The following is a 708-nucleotide window of genomic DNA, read 5'->3' on the forward strand; positions in this document are numbered from 1 at the left end:
CCTCAACGGCCACCTGCTGGAAAAGACCGAGTTTGGTTCCGACGGCAGCCAACGGGTCACCGCTTACCAAAGGGATTCTGCAGGACGCCTGCTGCGCAAGACCTTGCCCGACGGCACGGCGGTCGAATACCGCTACGACGGCCTCGGACGCCTGGTCAGCGTCGACGACGGCCATTGGCCGCTGGCCTACGAATACGACGCCCAGGACCGCCTCGTCGCCGAACACCAAGGCTGGGCCACCCTGCGTTATCGATACGACAACACCGGCCGCTTGATCCATTGCCGCCTGCCGGATCGCAGCACCCTCGACTATCGCCACCTCCCGGGCGGCGCGCTGATCGCCATCGACCTCAACGGCACCTGCCTGACCGAGCACCGTTTCAAAGGCGGACGCGAAACCCAACGCCAGCAAGGCCTGCTGCTCAGCGATTACAGCTACGACGAACAGGGCCGCCTCAAGGCCCAGACCGTGTGGCAGACCCAGCAACAGCAATTGTTCTGGCGCGACTATTCCTACGACGCGGGCGGCAACCTCGCCGCGCTGTCCGACACACGAAACCGCCGCAGCTACCAATACGACAAGCAAGATCGCCTGCTGCGCATCGACTACGCCCACAGCCAAGCCCCGGAACGCTTCGCCCACGACCCGGCCGGCAACCTGCTGATGCAAGACCGCCCCGGCCCGACCACCCTCAAGGGCAACCGCCT

At 65.4% G+C, this 708-nt stretch carries 1 pseudogene; it reads left to right on the forward strand.

What is annotated here, in order from left to right:
• Positions 1 to 708, forward strand: a pseudogene (locus HU806_RS26225) (type IV secretion protein Rhs); the annotation flags it as partial.

The sequence above is a fragment of the Pseudomonas sp. SWRI154 genome (genome assembly GCF_014268645.1).
GTDB lineage: Bacteria > Pseudomonadota > Gammaproteobacteria > Pseudomonadales > Pseudomonadaceae > Aquipseudomonas > Aquipseudomonas marvdashtae.